This is a genomic window from Caldimonas thermodepolymerans, from assembly GCF_015476235.1.
Taxonomy (GTDB): Bacteria; Pseudomonadota; Gammaproteobacteria; order Burkholderiales; family Burkholderiaceae_C; genus Caldimonas; species Caldimonas thermodepolymerans.
In genome coordinates this window covers 3,798,621-3,816,100 of record NZ_CP064338.1, presented here as the reverse complement: position 1 = coordinate 3,816,100, position 17,480 = coordinate 3,798,621, and the positions used below count along the sequence as shown (strand labels likewise).

Genomic DNA, 17,480 nt, shown 5'->3' with positions numbered 1-17,480 from the left:
ACCTGAAACGGGCACCGGCCGCGCAAGGCCCGTGCCAGCAGGCAACGGCGTGCCGCTCCGCGAGGGCCGGGCCGGCCCGCTCGCGTGCAGGCACGGTATCACGAAGCCGCCGTCGGCGGGGCGGAGAACGCCGGCGCCAGCCGGGCGGCCGAGCGCGCCAGCCAGTCGCGCAGCGCCGCGGGGTCAGGCAGGCGGGCGCCGGCCGCGCTCGGTCCCGGGCCGATCTTGACGCCCAGGCCGCCGGCAGCCTGCACCGCGGCAAAGCCGTCCTCGTCGGTCATGTCGTCGCCGACGAACAGCGGGCGGCGCCCGAGGAAGGGCGGCTCGCGCAGGAAGGCCCGGATCGCCTGGCCCTTGCTGGCCTGCGCGGGTTTGACCTCGAGCACCATTTTGCCGTGCAGCAGCGCCAGCTGCGGCCGCTCGGCGAGCAGCTCGCGCAGCGCCGCCTCGGCCTGCGGCCCGGACTCGGGTGCCTGGCGGTAGTGCAGCGCGACCGCCCCGGGCTTGTGCTCGACCAGCAGCCCGGGCAGCCGCGCGGCGAGCGCCTGCACGGCGGCCCGCACATCCTCGAGGGCTGCGGCGGCCAGCTGCTGCACCTGGTCGTCGGCGCTGCGGCGCTGCACGCCGTGCACGCCGGCCAGCGGCAGGCGCAGCGGGTGCAGCAGTTCGTCGAGCTGCGCGAGCGGCCGGCCGGAGACCACGGCCAGCGCGCCGTCGAGCGCGTGGCGCAGCCGCTGCAGGGTGTCGATCAGGCCGGGCGGGACGCTCACGGCATCCGGCCGGGGCGCGATCTCGGCCAGGGTGCCGTCGAAGTCGAGAAACAGCGCGACGTCGGCGGAGAGGGGGGGCAGGACCTCGGTCGTCGGGCGATGCGGCATGGCCCGACTCTAAGGCAAAACCTGCCGGCCGGGCGTCAGACCGGGGCCGACGCCGTGCGGCGCACCGGGCGCACCACGGGGCGCAGGGCACGCGGCAGCTGGCGCCGCAACAGGGTCACGAGGCGGGGGTCGCCCCAGTACTTGTCGAAGAAGTAGTGCGCCACGGTGTTGCACAGCGGCTCGACGATGGTGATGAGGCCGCTGATGGCCGCGCTGCCGGTCAGCGCGTAGCTGACCGCGAACGCGATGCCCAGGTGCATGACGCCGAAAGCTGCGGTCTTGGCCATGATGAAATCCTCTGGTTCCTGTCGATGTCCCGGACGTCGTTGCTGGATAGTTTGCGACTAATTCTCATTTGCATCCAATCGGGCGTCGCTATGGCCGGCATAGCGGCACGTCTCCGGTGCACGCGTGCGCCAGGCGCAGCCGGGGAGGCCCGGGGCGCGCCACGGCAGGGCCGGATGTGCGCGCAGCGGCCGCGCCGGCGGCTGCGGCCGGGCCCGGGCGCTGGCACGCGAGGTGCAACGGGGTCGGCCGTCCCGTGTGACGCAGTGAAGGACTTCCGCGATGAACGAATCCCAGCGGCTGGCGATTGCAGCCCACCTCCATGTGCTGCTGCGGCGCAAGCTCGGGCGCGTGACCGACACCGAGTGGATGGCCTGCAACCTCGAGTACGGCCGCGCGATCGTGCGCCTGTGCCGCGAGCAGGACGACGCCGAGCTGGCCGACTGGGCGGGGCGCCTGGAGCTGGCGCTCAAGCCGCTGGCTCCCCCGCCGCCGCCACCGCCGCCCGCGCCGGCACCGCGCGCGGACGACCCGCGCACGGCCCGCGAGCGCCTCGAGCAGCGCTACATCGGGCGGCTGCGCTGACGCCCCGCGCGGCGTGCCATCGCACGGCGCCGGGCCGCCGGTTGACGGCACCCCGGTCCCGGACGGGTCGCGACCTGCTACCGTAGCGGGTGTTGACCCGTTCCGTTCCGGCATGACCGCTTCCCTGAAACACATCGCCCTGGCCCCGCTGCACGCGCTGGCGCTGTTCACCGGCGCCAAGTCCTTTTGTGACAACCCGCTGATCGGCTCGCGCCGGCTCAACGAGTGGGGGCTGCACGAGAAGCGCGTGCGCGCGGCCCACGCGCTGGCCGAGCGCCGGCGCGCGCGGCTGGCGGCGCTGGTCAGCCCCGAGGACCGTGCCGCGTTCGAGCGCGACGGCTTCGTGATCCGCCACGACGTGCTGCCCCGCACGGCCTTCGAGCGCCTGCGCGAGCGCGTGCTGGCGCACCGCGCCCCGGCGCGCGAGATGGTGCAGGGCGACACGATCACCCGCCGCATCGCGCTCGACCCGGCATTCCTGCGCGCCGTGCCCGAGGTGCGCGAGATCGTCGACGCGCCGCTGTGGCGGGGACTGACGCGCTACGTCGGCAGCTTCGACCAGGAGCCGGTGACCTACGTGCAGTCCATCCTGTCCAAGGTCGTCCAGGCGCCGCCCGACCCGCAGACCCACCTGCACGCCGACACCTTCCACCCGACGGTCAAGGCCTGGTACTTCCTGACCGACGTGGAGGCCGACGCCGGCCCGTTCAGCTACGTGCCGGGCTCGCACCGGCTCACGCCCGAGCGCCTGGCCTGGGAGCGCGAGATGAGCCTGGTGGCACGCTCGGCCGACCGGCTCACCTCGCGCGGCTCGTTCCGCATCCGCGCCGATGCGCTGTCCTCGCTGGGCCTGCCCGAGCCCAAGCTGTTCGCGGTGCCGGCCAACACGCTGGTGGTCGCCGACACCTTTGGTTTCCATGCGCGCGGCCCGTCGCTGAAGCCGGCGCTGCGCATCGAGCTGTGGGGCTACGGGCGGCGCAACCCCTTCCTGCCCTGGACGGGGCTGGATCCGCTGTCCTGGCCCGGCATCGCCGAGCGCCGCGCGCCGCTGTACTGGGCGGCGCTGGACCGGCGCGAGCGCTGGTTCGGCAAGCGCAGCCCCTGGCAGGACGCCGGCCTGCTCACACCCGATGCCCCGCCGGTCGTGGCGCGCCGCTGAGCCCGCGGGCACGAGTCCTGCCACTGCCCTGATGCCTCCGGGTGCTGCAGGCCGCAGGGCGGGACCGCTCCTTGCTTCTCCAGCGTGCCAGCGCCCGCGTTCCGGCAGGCACGGGCCGTCTTCCGTAAGAAGGACAGCCCGGCCGGCAAGACTTACGACCCACACATGAACCGGCAGTCCAGCAACCCTTCCCAGGACGAGATGCCACCGCGCGGCAGCGGGGGGGCGACGACCCCGGGAGTGGGGGCCAAGTCCCGACGCACCCAGGTCGACCAACGGCTGCGCGTGCTGATCGTCGACGACAACCGCGACGCGGCCGACAGCCTGGCGATGCTGTTCGGGCTGCTGGCCTGCGAGACCCGCGTGGCCTACGACGGCCAGCAGGGGGCGAGCGAGGCGGTCGCGTTCCAGCCCGACATGGCGGTGCTGGACATCTCGATGCCGGTGATGGACGGCTACCAGCTTGCCGAGCGGCTGCGCCGCGAACTGCCCGAGCACACGCCGATGCTGGTCGCGCTCACCGCGCTGACCAGCGAATGCGACAAGGCCGAGGCGCGGCGCGTGGGCTTCGACCATCACCTGTCCAAGCCGGTCGACAGCGCCAGCCTGTGCCACCTGGTGATGCGTGCCATCGCCCGGCGCCAGCAGCACTAGCCTTGCGTGCCGCCCTCACGGCGTGCGCGCCGCGGGCCGGAACAGGCCCAGCCGTTGCGCCTCCAGCGCCGCCTCGGCGCGCGAAGAGACATTGAGCTTGCGATAGACGTTCTTCAGGTAGTCCGAGATGGTGTGGCGCGACAGGCCCAGCTGCTGCGCGATCTCGGGCAGCGTGTAGCCCTTGGCCACGCGCAGCAGCACGTCGGATTCGCGCTCGGTCAGCCGCACCTCGGGCAGCGCCGGCCCGGGGGCTGCCTGGCGCGCCTGCCGGTAGGCCGCGACATGCGCGATCACGCGCCGCGCCACCGAGGGCGTCAGCGGCGGCTCGCCGTTGGTGATGCGCTGCAGCTGCGCTGCCATCTCGTCGTGCGTCTGGTCCTTCAGCAGGTAGCCGAAGGCGCCGGCCTGCAGCGCCGGGAGCAGGCAGTCGTCCTCGGCATGGATGGTCACGACCACCGAGCGCGCGTTCGGCTGGGCCACCTGCAGCGCCGCCACCACCTCCAGCCCCGAGCCGTCGGGCAGGCCCAGGTCCAGCAATGCCAGCTCGAAGCGCGTCAGCGTGATGTGCTCCAGCGCCTCGCGCACCCGCGCGCACTCGGTGACCAGGGCCTGCGGAAACAGCTCCGCGACCAGTCCCTTGAGCCATTGCCGCACCTGCGGGATGTCCTCCAGCAGCAGGATGTGGTGGATGCCGTGGCCGGGGTGAGGGTAGGGGTCCGCCACGGGGCAGGGCGGCCAGGGCGCCGGGGCGGTGGGGGCCAGCGCGCCGCCGGGGGCACGCGCGCTCAAGGACGCCACTTCCGGTGGCCGGGCCGGGCGGACCAGGGGGCCGCCGGCGGCTCCCCGGCCGGACCGTGGCGCACCTGCAGCGTCGGGGCGTAAGGCGGCGCCAGCTCCGGCGGCACCGCCGGGGCTCGGGCGTCGGGCGCCGGCCCGGGTGTGGCCTCGTCGCCTTCCTCGGGCGAGGCGGTGCGCCGCCCGGCGTCGTCGGGCGCCTGCCGGCGTTCCTTCAGCGCGTCGATCATCAGCTGCAGCACCACGGCCAGCGCGGTGGTGACCATGATGGTGTGCAGCACGGAGGCGTCGGGCCGCTCGCTGGCCGCTTCCGGGATCAGCAGGCACAGCCCGAGCGCGCCCCAGGAGATGGCCCGGTTGTCGCGCCAGTAGTAGGTCGCGATGACCGGCATCAGCAGCAGCATGCCTGCCGTCAGCAGAACTTCGAGGTCGTCCTCAGCCATCGTCGTGCTCCCTGCGGTTGCCTGGCGGTGCGGCGGGAGCACTTCAGCAAGGCCGATGCCGGAACCGGCGGCAGGCGGTGCGAGTGGGCACGAACTTGCGCACCGGGGCAGATCACGTGCCAGCCGCGCCTCGCCGCGGGGGCGCCTGGCCGGCGGCCTGCACGGCCAGGCGGGTCGCGGATGGCCGGTAAGTTTGGGTGTGAGGGAAAGCAAAAAGTATCGGCAAACCGTGGAATGCGTCACGAACGGTGCGGCGCCTCCCAGGTCCCGGTGGCTTGCAGCTGGGGCGCCGGTTCCGGTGCCGACCAGGCCCAGGGCAGGGCCGAGGCGAGCCACAGGCCCTGCTCGACCTCCACGCGCAGCAGCCGCAGCGCGCCGGCGCAGGCCTGCACTTCCGGGCCGTCCCAGACGATCTACGCGCGCCCGGTCAACAACAGCAGGTCGCCGCGCTCGAAGTCGACGAACGACAGCCCCGCGCGCGGGTGCAGCGCGATGTTGCCCAGCGTGTTGAAGAAGTGGTTGCCGCGGAAGTCCGGCAGGGTGAGCACGGTGCGTCCGCCGCGCTCGTCGACCCGCACGAAGCCGGGCCGCCCGCCGCGGTGCGAGACGTCCGCCCCGCCCGCGGCGGCGGTGGCGATGAACAGGGTGTCGGCGCCGGCGACCAGCGCCCGCGCCCGCTCGCCCAGGCGCGCGCCTTCGCGTTCCACCCGGGCAGGCGCCTCGCGCGGCGGCGCGGCACGCGGCAGCGGCGAACGCGCCTGGATGTACTGCGCGCAGTTGCCGAAGCTCTGCTCCACGGCCACCGTGATGCCCCCGGCGTCCAGCGCGCGGACGCGCCCGTTGACGCGGTTGCGCCGGCGCGTCGGCAGCTCGATGCCCAGCAGTCCGAGCGGCTGCCCGATGGCCAGCTGCCGTGCCAGCGGGTCGTCCGGCTGCGGCAGCGCGCCCACGTGCAGGGTGCGCGCGTCCGGCGTCGTGACGAAGCCGGGGGTGCCCGCCAGCAGCGAGGCCCAGGGGCGGCCGGCTTCGTCCAGGCTGCCGGCCACGAGGAAGGGCAGCTTGCCGAACAGCTCGCGGTGCTGGTCCGGCATGTGATCGCGGATCACCCGGCGGCCGATCTCGGCCAGGCGTTCACGCACGCCGGCGCGGGCCTGCAGTTCGCGCTCGCCGGCGTGGAAGGGATCCTCGGCATGCGGCCGGCCGGGCAGGGCGGACGGGTTCATCGCGGCCTCCTCAGCGGCCGGCGCGCGCCGGCGGGCGCGGCATCGGGACGAAGCCGGGCAGGGCCTCGATGCCCTGCAGCCAGCGGCGGATGCAGGGGTAGGGGTCGAGCGGGATGTCGCCTTCCGGTGCGTGCGCGGTGTAGGTGTACACCGCCAGGTCCGCCAGCGTGTGGTGCGTGCCGACCAGCACCTCGCGCTCGCCCAGGTGCTGCTCCATCACGCCGAACAGGCGCTGCGCGGTCTCCTGCGTGCGCGGGTCGTGCGGCCGGCCGAACAGGCGCGCCACCCGCGCGTTGCCCGGGCCGTTGACCAGCGGGCCGGCCGCGACGCTGAACCAGCGCTGCACCTGTGCCTCCAGCACCGGGTCGGCGGGCAGCCAGCGGCCGGTCGCGTCGTAGCGGCGCGCGAGGTAGACCAGGATCGCATTGCTGTCGGCCAGCGTCAGCGCGCCGTCCTCGATCACCGGCACCTGGCCGAACGGGTTGCGCTCGAGGAAGTCCGGCTGGCGGTGCGCGCCGCGCACCAGGTCCACGTCGACCGGCTCGTAGGGCAGGCCGAGCAGCGACAGGAACAGCTCGGCGCGGTGCGAGTGCCCGGAATAGCGGAAGCGGTACAGCCGGATCGGCTGTTCGGGGCGTGCGGCAGTGTGCATCGACGGCCTCCTTTCTCGGTGCAGGGGTGTTCGAGCGGGTCAGCTTATTCAGCACGGACTGCAAGCAGAATCCCCGCCATCGACACTTCACCATTCCGCTTCGCGGAATGCCGCTCCCATGGACCGTCTTGAAGCGATGCGGGTGTTCGTGGCCGTGGCCGATGCCGGCGGGTTCGCGCCGGCGGCGCGCCAGCTCAACCTCTCGCCGCCGGCCGTCACGCGCTCGATCGCGGCGCTGGAGCAGCACCTGGGCGTGCGGCTGCTGCACCGCACGACCCGGCTGGTGCGCGTGACCGAGGCCGGGGCGCGCTACCTCGACGACTGCCGCCGCATCCTGGCCGAGGTCGAGGAGGCCGAAGCCTCGGTGGGCGGCGCGCACGCCGAGCCGCAAGGGGTGCTGGGCGTCACCGCGCCGGCGATGTTCGGGCCGATGTACGTGGCGCCGCTGCTGCTGGACTTCCTGGCGCAGCATCCCCGGGTGCGGGTGCGCTCGGTGTTCGTCGACCGGGTCGTGAACCTGATCGACGAGGGGCTGGACGTGGCGGTGCGCATCGCGCGGCTGCCGGATTCCTCGCTGACCGCGGTGCGTGTCGGTGCGGTGCGGCGCGTGGTGGTGGCGTCGCCCGCCTACCTGGCCGCGCGCGGCACGCCGCGCACCCCGGCGGACCTGGCCGAGCACGACGCGATCGGCTTCACGCCGGCCGGCGGGGCGCCGGCGCCGTGGGTGTTCCGCGCCGACGAGCGGGCGCCGCCGCAGACCGTGCAGCCGCGCGTGCGGCTGGAGGTCAACGGCAGCGAGGTGGGCATCCAGGCTGCGCTCGCCGGCTTCGGGCTGACGCGGGCGCTGTCGTACCAGGTCGCGCCGCACGTGCAGGCCGGCACGCTGCGCATCGTGCTGGCCGAGTACGAGCCGCGGCCCATCCCCATCCACCTGGTCTACCCGGAGGGCCGGCGCGCCGCGGCCAAGGTGCGCGCCTTCGTCGCGTTCGCGGCCGAGCGCCTGCGCCAGGACTCGCGGCTGGCATTGCCGTCCTAGCGGCGTGCCTCAGGCGCGCCGCCGCGCTTGCCTGCAGCCGCCATGCCTCGAACCCGGCGCGCGCACCGCCGGTTCCCGGGACCGCGACGCCCCCCTGGCTGGCTAGACTACGGGCTTTCCCATCACCGGCGCCTGCGCGCGCCCTCGCACCGATGAGCGGCACCCTGCATTTCGCTGCCCACCCGCGCCTGCCCGACGTGGCGGTGCTGACGCTGTCGCATCCGGGCAAGCTCAACGCGATCTCGGTGGCCATGTGGCACCGTCTGCGCGAGATCTTCGACGGGCTGGCCGAGCGCGAGCCGCGCTTGCGCGCGGTGCTGCTCAAGGGCGAGGGCGGGCAGTTCGCGGCCGGGGCCGACATCTCCGAGTTCCCCGGCTTCCGCTTCGAGGAAGCCTCGCTGCGCCGCTACCACGAGCACACCATCGCGCCGGCGCTGCACGCGCTGCTGGCCTGCGACGTGCCGCTGGTGGCGCAGATCGAGGGGGCGTGCGTGGGCGGCGGCATGGAGATCGCCGCCTGCTGCGACCTGCGCATCGCCGGCGCCGGCAGCCGCTTCGGCGCGCCGATCGCGCGGCTGGGCTTCCCGATGGCGCCGGACGAGCTGGCCGCGGTGCTGCGTGCCGCCGGGGCGGCGACCGCGCGCGAGATGCTGCTCGAGGGCCGGCTGCTGGACGCCGCGACCGCCCTGCAGCGCGGCCTGGTGCACCGCGTGGTGCCCGACGCCGAGGTGGCACAGGAGGCCGAGCGCACGCTGGAGCGCATCGCCGCGCTCGCCCCGCAGGCCGCGCGCATCAACAAGCAGACCCTGCGCCGCCTGCAGGCCGGCCTGCCGTTCGGCGAGGCCGAGCGCCAGGCGCATTTCCGCTACGCGACGAGCGCCGACCACCGCGAGGGCGTGACCTCGTTCCTCGAGGGCCGCCCGCCGGTGTTCCGCGGCGAGTGAGCCGGGCTCAGCCCAGCCGGTAGGCGTCGTAGCCGGTCTTCAGGATCAGCGCGCCCACCACCACCATGAACACCGCGCGCACGAAGCCCGCGCCGTGCTTGAGCGCGAGCCGCGTGCCCAGCAGGCTGCCCGCGACGTTGGCCACCGCCATCACCAGCGCGTAGTGCCACCAGATATGGCCCTTGCTGATGAACAGCGCCAGCGCCGAGAGGTTGGTCGCCGTGTTCAGCAGCTTGGCGCTCGCCGACGCGTGCAGGAAGTCGTAGCCCAGCAGGCGCACGAACAGGAACACGAAGAAGCTGCCGGTGCCCGGGCCGAAGAAGCCGTCGTAGAAGCCGATCACCAGCCCGATCAGCGAGGCCAGCGCCGCTTCCGGGGCGCCGGTGTAGCGGCGCCGGTGCTCGCGCCCCAGGTCCTTCCGCATCAGCGTGTAGAGGAATACCGCCAGCAGGATGAAGGGCAGCGCCTTGCGCAGGCCGGTGGGCGGCACCAGCGTCACGGCCCAGGCACCCAGCGCGCTGCCGGCCAGCGCCGCGACCGCCGCCGGCAGCAGTGCCGACCACGCCATCTGCACGCGCCGCGCGTACTGCCCGGTGGCCCAGGCCGTGCCCCACACGGAAGCGCCCTTGTTGGTGCCGAACAGCGTGGCCGGTGCCGCGTTCGGGAACACGCTGAACAGGGCCGGCACCAGGATCAGCCCGCCGCCGCCCACGATGGCGTCGATGAACCCGGCAAACAGGGACGCCAGCGTGACGGTCGCGAACTCGAACATGGGAGAAAAGGCGGGACGGAAAAGGCGAGGGCAAAAGCAAAGGGCGCTGGCTTGTGGCCAGCGCCCGTGAATTGTGACATTCGTTATTCGGTCACGCAGTCTGTTCTGGTTTTCTGTGTCTCCTCAGTCCCCGCCCCATCGCGGGCCCGGTCACCGTTTGTAAGGTGCGCCCGCTGCGAGTGACGAGACTGTAGGACGGATGGCGCGGCGTGACACTAGGGGTTTTCCAGCGCTTTTTCGGTGAAAAACACCTCAACGGTGGCCAAAATCCCGCTGGATCCCGGGTGCGTTTTCAATCCATGAGAAGGCGCGCCGATCGTCCCGGCCGCGGCGTTGCCGCACCACGACGGACAGCAGGCCCAGCACCCCGCCGGCCCGGGTGCCCGGCAGGGGCAGCCGGGTGGGCTGGCGGGCGAGCCCTGCGTCGTGCTCCGGATCCCGGGACGGCGCGGTCAGCCGTCCGGCGACGGCTACGCCGACCGCCAGCGCCCGGCGGATCGCCTGCGTCGTCATCGTCCTTCCCGGTGCACGTGATAGCGCAGTTCCACCATGCCGGTGCCGAGCTGCCGCACCGATTGCAGCCGCAGCGTCGAGCTCGGCAGCCGGCGCGGGAACAACGGCTTGCCGCGCCCGAGCGTGACCGAGCCCACCTGCACGATCAGTTCGTCCAGCAGCCCCGCGTCGTGGAACTGCCCGGCCAGGTCGCCGCCGCCCACGATCCAGAGGTTCCGGCCGCCCGCGCGGGCGCGCATCTGCGCATGCACCGCGCGCACGTCGCCCTGCACGAAGTGCAGCTGCGCGCCGTCGATGCGCGGCAGCTCGCGGTGCGTGAACACCCAGGCCGGCTGCGTGTAGGGCCACGGCGCCCCCGCCTCGGCAGCCACCCGCTCGGCATGGCGCAGCATCCACTCGTAGGTCGAGGCGCCCATCGCGAGCGCGCCGACGCCGGCGATGAACTCGGGGTAGCTGGAGGCGTTGAGGTCGCCGAGCGGGAACAGCCAGTCGAGCGAGTCGTCCTCGGTGGCGAGGAACCCGTCCAGGCTGGTGGCGGTGTAGTACTGGGTCTTCATGGGCGGGGCGCCGCGCGGGCGTGCGTGCGAGTCGACCGGGTGCGTCGCGCATGGTAGTCGGCCCCGGCCGCGCTGCACGAACGCCCCCGCCCGCCCCGGGGTGGCCACCCCGCTCGGTCAGCGGTCGGGCGGGCGGTGCGTGCCGCTGCCGGGCATGGGCGCGCTCCAGCCCTGCACCGAGAGCGACTGCTGCCAGGCCGTGCCGTCCTGCGTGTAGTGCAGCTCGGTGCCGGCGGGCGCCCCGAGCCGGGACAGCGCCTCGCGCAGCACCTGCAGCTCGATGTCGATGCGATGGAAGCTGCCCGGTGCCCCTGCCGCCGCTTCGGCCGCAGGCAGCGACGTGCCCCAGCCGAGGATGCCGCCGGCCTGGGCCTGGTCGAGCGCCAGCTGCAGCGCGTTGTGCAGGTCCTCGAGGTCGGGCGTGGCGTGCCGACGCTGCGGGACCTTGACGTAGACGAAATGCATGTCCGGCAGTGTCGCGGGGCACGCGGCGGGGTGCAAGGCATCGCCGGGATAGCCAGGAGCTATCCCCCTGGGCCTCTCCACGGCCGGTGGATTCAGTGCCCGCCTCCCGCGGGCGCGATGTCGAAGTGCAGCACGTCTTCCCGCACGCCCAGCCGGCCGTACAGCGCGATCGCCGGGTCGTCCCCGCGGTCGGCCTGCACGTAGATGACCCAGGCGCCGATGTCGCGCGCGACGCGCCGCAACGCCTCGATCAGCGCGGTGGCCACGCCCCGGCGGCGATGCGCGGCGGCCACGGCCAGGTCGTACAGGTAGACCTCCTTGCGGGCTTGCTCGAACTTGGGCAGCACGTAGGCGGCCAGCCCGCCGATCACCGCGTCCTGCTGCCGCGCGGCGATCGCGATGAAGGTGGGGCTGGCCAGCAGGGCGGCGAGGTACGGGTCGTCGGGCTGGGCCGAGGTGTAGGTCCTGCGGTCCTCGAACACCTCGCCGAACAGGGCGAGCATCCTGCGCATCGTGCCGACGTCGTGGCGCGTGAGCACCTGCACCTCGAAGTCGCGCGGCTCGGGCATGGGCGTCTCCTCGTTGCGGCTGCCGGGCGCGGCAGCGTGTGGGGCCATGCTACGCCTGCGTGCACCGGCGCGCGGTGCCCATGGAGCGCGTGCGTGGCGCTCCATGCAGCGGTCCGCCACGGCGCCGGACCGCTGGCGCCGCCGCCGACCGGGTCGCTTACCGGCGGCCTTCCTTGCTGAAGTAGGCCCGGTAGAACGCCCGTGGCTCTTCCGCCACCTGGTCGGCACTGGCCACCAGGCTGTCGGCGCATTCGGCGATGCGGCTGGTGCCGCAGGTGCCGACGAGGTTGTCGAGGTAGGTCCAGGTGCCGGTCTGCGGCTGCCAGGCCGAGAACACTGCCGAGTAGACCGTGAAGTAGCCGCCCTTGTCGTCCAGCGTCACGAGGGACATGCGAAACAGCGCGTCCTCGCGCGTGCCGACCAGCTTGAAGCCGGCCGAGGTCCGGACCCGCTCCTTGACCGCGAAGGCCAGCCGGCTGCCGATGACATCCTTGGCCGTCGCCTCGACCACCATGTGCATCTGCGCTTGGGCCGCATGGCACATCAGGGCAGTGGCCGCGGCCACCAGCGGTGCGGCCCAGTGCTTGGTTCTCATGTGAAGTACCCGGAAAGCCTGTGCAGCAAAACCTTCGCACTGTAACCCGACCCCAGGCCGGGCCCGGCCCGCCGCGCAGGCTTCACGCGGCTCCGGGAAGCGGAAAGGCTCCCTTCAGGGAGGGGGCGGGTTGGACAGCCATCTCGCCACGCTCGAAGCCGCGCCCTGCTGGTTCCAGCGCCACGAGGGATGCTCGTGGTGAAGGACGTATTGCTCCAGCCACCAGCCCTGGTGGGCACGGCGCGGGAGCGGCTGCTGCATCAGCAGATGGAGCAGGTGCAGCTCGGGATCCGCCTTCGCGAGGGCGTGGATGTCGATGGTCGCGATGCGGTAGACCTTCACCTCGCCGTCGTGGCGCAGGTAGGCCTCCAGGTTGTCGGCTCCTCGCCCTCGCCGCATGTCTGCGTGGTGGAAGTTGTCGCCGGCGAGGCCGTCGCCACGGAACATGAGGTCCTGGGTCTGGGTGCCGATGTACAGGCGCTCGTGTGGGGCGAGACGGTCGAGCCTGGCGTCCGTCGGAACAGCGACGTAGTCGGCCCTGCAAAATTCATCTCGCGGCGCCGACGAGAAGCGCCGGACGTGCAAGAGTAGCGAGTCGACTCGCGGACGCTGCGAGCGCTGACAGCAGCCAAAGCGAGCGCAAAAAGGCTGGAGCAATGCCCCGCCGGGCGATGGCACGCAGCAGCCAGCGGATGTTGAAGCCGGCTGCGCACAACACCGCATGCAGCGCGTCACCCTCAGCGCCCTTGAGCCAGCAGCGCTTCATGCCGTGATCGTGCTTGGCATGCCCGATGGCCGGCTCGACCGCCTGACGCCGCTTCAGCCAGCGCCGCTGGCTGCGCGTGAGCGAGCGGCTCTTGCCGCGATGGATCAATGTCACCGCGCCAATGTCGGCATCCGCCCCCCGGTAGCCCAGGTCGACGATGGCCGTGTGCGGCTTGACGCCCAGGTCCTGCAGCAAGACGGTGGTCTGCTCCAGTTGCTCGGCCAGCGTGTGGCCGTCGTAGGGGTTGCCCGGCAGGCTGCGCGCACCGACCATCAAGCCCTGTTTGGCCGTGACGGCCACGCTGACCTTCACGCCGAACTCGTAGGGCTGGCGGGCCTTGCCCTTGCCGATGCACTCGACCTCCGGCGCATGCAGCGCGTACAGCTTGTGCTTGTCCTTGGGGCGCTGCGAGCGGATGCGCTCGGCGCGATCCAGCCATGGCTGCAGGCGATCACGCACGTCTTGCGGCGCTGCCAGCAGGCGGCGTTGCACGTCGCGCAGCACGCGCCCGAGCACGGTGCGCTGGCGCTTGAGCACCCGGCGCAGCCGCTTGAACTGCTTGGCGTGCGCATAGCCGCCGGCACGCCGGCGCAGGCTGCGGCCCTCGCGCTCGAAGGTCTGCTTCAGCCGCAGCCCGGCGCGCTGCGCCAGTTGCACCGCCTTGGCCCGCGCCACTTCCAGCAGCCGGCTGTCGGTGGGATAGGCCACCGCCTTCTCCTGCACCGTGGTGTCCACGATCACCCGCTGCAGTTCGCTCTTGCGCACCGCCTGCATCTGCACGGCCGCCTCGATCGTCTTGGCCAGCAACTCCTCCACGCCGGCCTCGCCCAGCACCCGCCTGAAGCGCCCGATCTGCGTGGCATCGCACGGCAGGCGCGGCTCGTAGTACTCCTGCCCGCTGAAGAACTGCCACACCACGTTCTCGGCCCAGCGCTCGACCACGGCCTCGTCGCTCAGGCCATAGGCATGCTTCAGGTACAGCAGCGACACCATCAAGCGGATCGCCAGGCGCGGGCGGCCTGCCGCGCTCACGCCTGCGCCGACCACCTGCAGCGTGGGGCCGAACAGGTCTGCACCTTCGATGCTGCGCCCGCGCCGGTCCTTGCGCGCCAGCAGCGGCGCCACGCTCGCTTCGATCTGCTGCCACGGCATGCGCGTGGCCAGCACCGCCAGCGGGTGGCGCAGGTCGATCATCTGGTCCAGTCGGGCGCGGAAAAAGTCCGGCGTGCTCATCGAAATCCGTCTCCAAACTCCCAGAAATTCGCATCGAGCCGATTCATCTTCGGGAGTTCCAACCCCGCAACATCACCTCACCAACTCAGTGTCCATGCGGCTTCAGGGCGTTTTGCAGGGCTGACTCAGGAGCTGGGCAGTCGGTGCCGCGTCACGTCCTACGCCCTACTGAAGCTCATGGGCAAGACCGACACCGGCAAGAACCGGGCGACCCTGCAAACGCGCATCGAGCGGCTTGTAGCCAATGCCGTGACCGTCAAGCAGGGCCGCTCACCTACATCGGCGGCCTGATTCGCTTCGCGGCGAAGGACGAGGAAACGCAGGAGTGGGTCATCGAGCTGGACGAGAAGCTGCGCCCGCTGTTCGCCGCCGACCAGTTCACGCAGGTGGAATGGGCCGTGCGCCATGCGCTGGACGGCCACCAGCTCGCGCAGTGGCTGCATGGCTTCTACGCCAGCCACGCCAAGCCGTTCCCGATCAAGATCGAGACGCTGCACCGGCTCTGCGGTAGCCCCTTTCGGGGGGGATTGCCCACGCCCGCGCGCACAGGCAAAGTGCGTGGTACGAACGTTGCGCCAATTTGCATGAAATTTAGTACTGTACAAACATCCAGTCAATGCCTGGAAACGCAGGCTGGGCGCGGCTTTACGCCCGATCGAGCCGCCGGTGTTAGGGAGACAGCCGTCGGTGTTATGCAGCAGTTTTGCTCCCTATAACACGTTAGACATCATGAGTAACGCAGTACCCGCCGAGATTTCGGTACAGCTATCACTGGCTCTCAACGCCATCGAGCGTCATCTGGAATCAACGTTGCTGGCCGTGCATTTGTACGGCTCTGCACTGGACGGTGGCCTGAAGCCATACAGTGATATTGATTTGCTGGTTACTGTGGCTGCACGGCTCGATGAGACTGTCCGACAAGCCCTGGTCGTAGATCTCTTGGAAATTTCTGCCTCCCCTGGCCAAAGTGAGGCTCTCCGCGCCTTGGAAGTTACCATCGTCGTGCATGGTGATGTTGTCCCTTGGCGTTATCCGGCCAGACGGGAACTGCAATTCGGGGAGTGGCAGCGTAAGGACATTCTTGCGGGCATCTTCGAGCCCGCCACAACCGATGTTGATCTGGCTATTCTGCTAACTAAAGTAAGGCAGCATAGCCTTGCATTGGCAGGTTCGGCCGCAGAGGATTTCTTTAACCCAGTTCCGGAAGGCGATCTATTCAAGGCATTGAGCGACACTCTGAAACTATGGAATTCGCAGCCGGATTGGGAAGGCGATGAGCGGAATGTAGTGCTTACCTTGTCTCGCATTTGGTACAGCGCAGCAACCGGCAAGATCGCACCGAAGGATATCGTTGCCAACTGGGCAATGGAGCGTCTGCCAGATCAACATAAGCCCGTACTGCTTGAAGCCCGGCAGGCTTATCTTGGACAAGGAGAAGATTGCTTGGCCTCACGCGCGGATCAGTTGGCGGCGTTCGTTCACTTCGTGAAACATGAAGCCACTAAATTGCTTAGTGCCATGCCAGTGATGTCTAACAATTCATTCAAGCCGACGCCGCTTCGCGGCGCGGCTTAATTCAGGCGTTAGACGTCATTTGGGGACAGTCATGGGCTTGCTGCTAGATATACAGAGCGCAGTACTGCACGACCAATCTGATATCGCTCCAATTCTGCTAAAGCTCAGAATGTTGGCTGCTCGCCTCGGTAGCCAGCCGCTGGCAGATTGGGTAAAACACGAATCGGAAGGCTACCCGAGCGGAGTAGAAGTTCCTGACTATAGAGTCCTGGGCGTTAGCTACAAGGGCACGTTCTCTGGGCCGTTCGGCTCCGGCATTAACAATGCTCCGATTTCTCCCTACCTAATTGAGAAATTTGCAGGGAAAAGTTGGACGCACTATGAAATGCGGGAGAGCATTGCCGCTGTTGACGAACTGCTAGCTAGCTCAAAGAAATCTGGCACATTCACCATAGAGGCAGCCAATCTGATTCTCCTGCTGCAGGGAAAGATCTATCCGGACTATGCGTGCAATGCGGTAACTGGAACTATCTCGCGTGGCTCACTGGCTGCAATTCGGCATGCCGTTCTCAATCGAGTTCTAGAACTGACTCTCGAGATCGAGAAATCGGTGCCTGGAGCTGCAGAGGTTTCGCTAGGCGAATCCACTGTTCTTTCTGGAAATGCATCCGGCGTCACTACGCAGATCGCGCAACAGATCATCTATGGCAACTACACCGCCGTGTCTGCACAGAGCGGCGCGACCGTCACGATTTCAATTGACACGGGCAACAAAGAGTCCCTTTCGCAGTACCTTACGCAAGCAGGAATTTCCGCAGCTGACGCGCAAGAACTTGCGGAACTGGCATCAACGGAAAAACCAGAAAGCCCTGCCGAGCCGATGGGACCCAAAGTTAAAGCGTGGCTTCTTAAGAACCTAAAGAAAGCAGGGTCTGGCACTTGGAAGGTCGGATTGGCCGTTGCTACAGACGTTATCAAAGAAGCGCTCCTGAAGTACTACGGCCTCAAATGACGTCTAACAATTCATTCAAGCCGACGCCGCTTCGCGGCGCGGCTTAATTCAAGCGTTAGGTTTTTTCAACCCTGTAACTTATCATGAAAAAATTTATCGCCTCGACACTCGCCATGACCATGGTTCTTGCTGGCTGCTCTACAGCATCAAAAGATATTGCAGCAGTTTCTGTTTCTCCTTTACAGTACCAATCATACGATTGCGAACAGTTGATTAGTGAGTCACAAAGAGTTCAAGCACGCGTAACCCAACTTGGTGCACGCTTAGACGAAGCTGCCTCTAACGATAAAGCAATTGCTGGCGTTGGCATGATTTTATTTTGGCCAGCACTTTTTGCACTTGGCGGAACAAAGCAACAAGAGGCGGAATACGCCCGACTTAAAGGAGAATATGATGCAATTCAGCAGGCAGCGATATCTAAAAAATGTCCCGGAATTATTGCTCCGGCAAAAACAATAGAAACCAAGAACGAATTACCAGCAACGGCCGATGTAAAACAAGAAGAAGCAAAATAAGGATTCTAACTATTTATCGCAGCCGACCGCCTACGGCGTCGGCTGAATTCAGGGCGTTAGGCCTCACAAAACGGCATAGAGCCCACCTGCCGGCCAGCCCATTCGCGCCGGCGATGCCCCAGTGACAGTGTTGCTTTCCACACGAAACGACATGGAGCCAGCGGGTGGCGCAGGTCGATCATCTGGTCCAGTCGGGCGCGGAAAAAGTCCGGCGTGCTCATCGAAATCCGTCTCCAAACTCCCAGAAATTCGCATCGAGCCGATTCATCTTCGGGAGTTCCAACCCCGCAACATCACCTCACCAACTCAGTGTC

The 17,480-nt window shown here is 69.3% G+C and carries 22 protein-coding genes and 1 pseudogene; 9 read left to right on the top strand and 14 right to left on the bottom strand.

Annotated elements, in window-relative coordinates:
* Positions 1-98 precede the first annotated feature (98 nt).
* Both otsB and IS481_RS18025 read right to left on the bottom strand, forming a co-directional pair.
* Positions 99-878: a trehalose-phosphatase gene (gene otsB / locus IS481_RS18030; protein WP_104358545.1), complete on the bottom strand. Its 780-nt coding sequence runs from the start codon at positions 876-878 to the stop codon at positions 99-101.
* 35 nt (positions 879-913) lie between these two features.
* Entirely contained in the window at positions 914-1,165 is a 252-nt protein-coding gene (locus IS481_RS18025) for a DUF2061 domain-containing protein (protein ID WP_104358544.1), read from the bottom strand.
* 280 nt (positions 1,166-1,445) lie between these two features.
* On the opposite strand from IS481_RS18025, the gene IS481_RS18020 reads away from it, so the two are divergent.
* The 3 genes from IS481_RS18020 to IS481_RS18010 all read left to right on the top strand — a co-directional run bounded on the left by IS481_RS18020 (position 1,446) and on the right by IS481_RS18010 (position 3,561).
* Positions 1,446-1,748: a hypothetical protein gene (locus IS481_RS18020; protein ID WP_104358543.1), complete on the top strand. Its 303-nt coding sequence runs from the start codon at positions 1,446-1,448 to the stop codon at positions 1,746-1,748.
* Between the two features lie 112 nt (positions 1,749-1,860).
* Positions 1,861-2,907 carry a phytanoyl-CoA dioxygenase family protein gene (locus IS481_RS18015; protein ID WP_104358542.1) on the top strand — a complete coding sequence of 349 codons (1,047 nt, stop codon included), beginning with the start codon at positions 1,861-1,863 and terminating at the stop codon, positions 2,905-2,907.
* A 165-nt stretch (positions 2,908-3,072) separates the two neighbouring features.
* Entirely contained in the window at positions 3,073-3,561 is a 489-nt protein-coding gene (locus IS481_RS18010; protein ID WP_104358541.1) for a response regulator, read from the top strand.
* A gap of 15 nt (positions 3,562-3,576) precedes the next feature.
* Here IS481_RS18010 and IS481_RS18005 read toward each other — a convergent pair whose 3' ends face one another.
* The 4 genes and pseudogenes from IS481_RS18005 to IS481_RS17990 form a co-directional block, all read right to left on the bottom strand.
* Positions 3,577-4,251, bottom strand: coding sequence for a response regulator (locus IS481_RS18005; protein WP_104358591.1), 675 nt, complete (start codon positions 4,249-4,251; stop codon positions 3,577-3,579).
* 95 nt (positions 4,252-4,346) lie between these two features.
* Positions 4,347-4,799 (bottom strand): hypothetical protein, encoded by a 453-nt coding sequence (locus IS481_RS18000; RefSeq protein ID WP_104358540.1) that lies wholly within the window; start codon positions 4,797-4,799, stop codon positions 4,347-4,349.
* A gap of 239 nt (positions 4,800-5,038) precedes the next feature.
* Positions 5,039-6,022: pseudogene (locus IS481_RS17995) on the bottom strand (flavin-nucleotide-binding protein).
* 10 nt (positions 6,023-6,032) lie between these two features.
* Positions 6,033-6,674 carry a glutathione S-transferase family protein gene (locus IS481_RS17990; protein ID WP_104358539.1) on the bottom strand — a complete coding sequence of 214 codons (642 nt, stop codon included), beginning with the start codon at positions 6,672-6,674 and terminating at the stop codon, positions 6,033-6,035.
* Between the two features lie 118 nt (positions 6,675-6,792).
* On the opposite strand from IS481_RS17990, the gene IS481_RS17985 reads away from it, so the two are divergent.
* Positions 6,793-7,710, top strand: a complete 918-nt coding sequence (locus IS481_RS17985; protein WP_104358538.1) for a LysR family transcriptional regulator — start codon at positions 6,793-6,795, stop codon at positions 7,708-7,710.
* Between the two features lie 152 nt (positions 7,711-7,862).
* Positions 7,863-8,654 (top strand): enoyl-CoA hydratase/isomerase family protein, encoded by a 792-nt coding sequence (locus tag IS481_RS17980; protein WP_104358537.1) that lies wholly within the window; start codon positions 7,863-7,865, stop codon positions 8,652-8,654.
* Positions 8,655-8,661: 7 nt separating this feature from the next.
* Here IS481_RS17980 and IS481_RS17975 read toward each other — a convergent pair whose 3' ends face one another.
* From IS481_RS17975 to IS481_RS17940, 8 genes are all read right to left on the bottom strand, one after another.
* Positions 8,662-9,426: a TSUP family transporter gene (locus IS481_RS17975; RefSeq protein ID WP_104358536.1), complete on the bottom strand. Its 765-nt coding sequence runs from the start codon at positions 9,424-9,426 to the stop codon at positions 8,662-8,664.
* A gap of 252 nt (positions 9,427-9,678) precedes the next feature.
* Entirely contained in the window at positions 9,679-9,939 is a 261-nt protein-coding gene (locus IS481_RS17970) for a hypothetical protein (RefSeq protein WP_104358535.1), read from the bottom strand.
* On the bottom strand, positions 9,936-10,496 hold the full coding sequence (locus IS481_RS17965; protein ID WP_104358534.1) for a dihydrofolate reductase family protein: 561 nt from the start codon (positions 10,494-10,496) through the stop codon (positions 9,936-9,938). Before IS481_RS17965 ends, IS481_RS17970 begins: the two co-directional genes overlap by 4 nt.
* Positions 10,497-10,613: 117 nt before the next feature.
* Entirely contained in the window at positions 10,614-10,961 is a 348-nt protein-coding gene (locus IS481_RS17960; protein ID WP_104358533.1) for a hypothetical protein, read from the bottom strand.
* 92 nt (positions 10,962-11,053) lie between these two features.
* Positions 11,054-11,530, bottom strand: a complete 477-nt coding sequence (locus IS481_RS17955; protein ID WP_104358532.1) for an AAC(3)-I family aminoglycoside N-acetyltransferase — start codon at positions 11,528-11,530, stop codon at positions 11,054-11,056.
* Between the two features lie 157 nt (positions 11,531-11,687).
* On the bottom strand, positions 11,688-12,125 hold the full coding sequence (locus tag IS481_RS17950; RefSeq protein WP_146079559.1) for a hypothetical protein: 438 nt from the start codon (positions 12,123-12,125) through the stop codon (positions 11,688-11,690).
* Between the two features lie 114 nt (positions 12,126-12,239).
* A complete protein-coding gene (locus tag IS481_RS17945; RefSeq protein ID WP_146079558.1) occupies positions 12,240-12,572 on the bottom strand; it encodes a hypothetical protein in 333 nt (110 codons plus the stop codon).
* Between the two features lie 100 nt (positions 12,573-12,672).
* Positions 12,673-14,124: an IS5 family transposase gene (locus IS481_RS17940; RefSeq protein WP_104358529.1), complete on the bottom strand. Its 1,452-nt coding sequence runs from the start codon at positions 14,122-14,124 to the stop codon at positions 12,673-12,675.
* 143 nt (positions 14,125-14,267) lie between these two features.
* Here IS481_RS17940 and trfA point away from each other — a divergent pair, with 143 nt between their 5' ends.
* The 4 genes from trfA to IS481_RS17920 all read left to right on the top strand — a co-directional run bounded on the left by trfA (position 14,268) and on the right by IS481_RS17920 (position 17,166).
* Entirely contained in the window at positions 14,268-14,840 is a 573-nt protein-coding gene (trfA, locus tag IS481_RS17935) for a plasmid replication initiator TrfA (RefSeq protein WP_198425440.1), read from the top strand.
* Positions 14,841-14,853: 13 nt separating this feature from the next.
* Positions 14,854-15,699, top strand: coding sequence for an ANT(3'')-Ia family aminoglycoside nucleotidyltransferase AadA6 (locus IS481_RS17930; protein WP_022675713.1), 846 nt, complete (start codon positions 14,854-14,856; stop codon positions 15,697-15,699).
* 31 nt (positions 15,700-15,730) lie between these two features.
* The gene (locus tag IS481_RS17925) at positions 15,731-16,651 is read left to right on the top strand and encodes an AbiTii domain-containing protein (protein ID WP_104359051.1); all 921 of its coding nucleotides are present in this window, start codon (positions 15,731-15,733) and stop codon (positions 16,649-16,651) included.
* An 83-nt stretch (positions 16,652-16,734) separates the two neighbouring features.
* Positions 16,735-17,166, top strand: a complete 432-nt coding sequence (locus IS481_RS17920; RefSeq protein ID WP_194963318.1) for a hypothetical protein — start codon at positions 16,735-16,737, stop codon at positions 17,164-17,166.
* Positions 17,167-17,480: the final 314 nt, after the last annotated feature.

Bases quoted from the DNA above. Each gene is read 5' to 3' on its own strand.
- IS481_RS17980 (WP_104358537.1), top strand. From the start codon at position 7,863: ATGAGCGGCACCCTGCATTTCGCTGCCCACCCGCGCCTGCCCGACGTG.
- IS481_RS17925 (WP_104359051.1), top strand. From the start codon at position 15,731: ATGGGCTTGCTGCTAGATATACAGAGCGCAGTACTGCACGACCAATCT.
- IS481_RS18000 (WP_104358540.1), bottom strand. From the start codon at position 4,799: ATGGCTGAGGACGACCTCGAAGTTCTGCTGACGGCAGGCATGCTGCTG.
- IS481_RS17960 (WP_104358533.1), bottom strand. From the start codon at position 10,961: ATGCATTTCGTCTACGTCAAGGTCCCGCAGCGTCGGCACGCCACGCCC.
- IS481_RS17990 (WP_104358539.1), bottom strand. From the start codon at position 6,674: ATGCACACTGCCGCACGCCCCGAACAGCCGATCCGGCTGTACCGCTTC.
- IS481_RS17970 (WP_104358535.1), bottom strand. From the start codon at position 9,939: ATGACGACGCAGGCGATCCGCCGGGCGCTGGCGGTCGGCGTAGCCGTC.
- IS481_RS17945 (WP_146079558.1), bottom strand. From the start codon at position 12,572: ATGTTCCGTGGCGACGGCCTCGCCGGCGACAACTTCCACCACGCAGAC.
- IS481_RS17975 (WP_104358536.1), bottom strand. From the start codon at position 9,426: ATGTTCGAGTTCGCGACCGTCACGCTGGCGTCCCTGTTTGCCGGGTTC.
- IS481_RS18015 (WP_104358542.1), top strand. From the start codon at position 1,861: ATGACCGCTTCCCTGAAACACATCGCCCTGGCCCCGCTGCACGCGCTG.
- IS481_RS17985 (WP_104358538.1), top strand. From the start codon at position 6,793: ATGGACCGTCTTGAAGCGATGCGGGTGTTCGTGGCCGTGGCCGATGCC.
- otsB (WP_104358545.1), bottom strand. From the start codon at position 878: ATGCCGCATCGCCCGACGACCGAGGTCCTGCCCCCCCTCTCCGCCGAC.
- IS481_RS18025 (WP_104358544.1), bottom strand. From the start codon at position 1,165: ATGGCCAAGACCGCAGCTTTCGGCGTCATGCACCTGGGCATCGCGTTC.
- IS481_RS17955 (WP_104358532.1), bottom strand. From the start codon at position 11,530: ATGCCCGAGCCGCGCGACTTCGAGGTGCAGGTGCTCACGCGCCACGAC.
- IS481_RS18010 (WP_104358541.1), top strand. From the start codon at position 3,073: ATGAACCGGCAGTCCAGCAACCCTTCCCAGGACGAGATGCCACCGCGC.
- IS481_RS17950 (WP_146079559.1), bottom strand. From the start codon at position 12,125: ATGAGAACCAAGCACTGGGCCGCACCGCTGGTGGCCGCGGCCACTGCC.
- IS481_RS17965 (WP_104358534.1), bottom strand. From the start codon at position 10,496: ATGAAGACCCAGTACTACACCGCCACCAGCCTGGACGGGTTCCTCGCC.
- IS481_RS17930 (WP_022675713.1), top strand. From the start codon at position 14,854: ATGAGTAACGCAGTACCCGCCGAGATTTCGGTACAGCTATCACTGGCT.
- IS481_RS17920 (WP_194963318.1), top strand. From the start codon at position 16,735: ATGAAAAAATTTATCGCCTCGACACTCGCCATGACCATGGTTCTTGCT.
- IS481_RS17940 (WP_104358529.1), bottom strand. From the start codon at position 14,124: ATGAGCACGCCGGACTTTTTCCGCGCCCGACTGGACCAGATGATCGAC.
- IS481_RS18020 (WP_104358543.1), top strand. From the start codon at position 1,446: ATGAACGAATCCCAGCGGCTGGCGATTGCAGCCCACCTCCATGTGCTG.